Raw genomic sequence first — 334 nt, 5'->3', positions numbered from 1 at the left:
TTCCTGAAGAAGACCCTGTGCGCGGTAGCCTGAATTACGTGACGCGCGCCGAATTGTCTACCGTGTACGACGGCCTGTCCAATCTTCTCGACTACGAGACATACGTTCCGATGCGTCCGCATTGGGAGGAACAGGAGATCGTGCGCCTGCCCCAGATCGAGATCGATCGCACATGTGCCCGAGGCTACAATGTGGTGAGGCTTCATGTAGGCAATATACCGTGGACCACGCATTACATTGCGGGCTCCGACTGTGGGCTGATATTGAGCGACGTTATTCTGTTCCATCAGGCATGGGCGTGGTTGGCGGCCGTGGGCCATATCATCGGGCAAAC

Annotated in this window: 1 protein-coding gene; it reads left to right on the top strand. The window is 56.6% G+C overall.

The window, feature by feature from the left end; all coding sequences use genetic code 11:
- Window positions 1-334, top strand: a 334-nt coding sequence (locus tag AC1RPN_RS08750) for a hypothetical protein (RefSeq protein WP_481763801.1), incomplete at both ends; no start/stop codon positions are given.

It is taken from the genome of Dellaglioa sp. CoH-57-MRSF-20, assembly GCF_056781955.1.
Note: the sequence above shows the minus strand (reverse complement) of the source record. Positions and strands in the feature narration are given on the sequence as shown.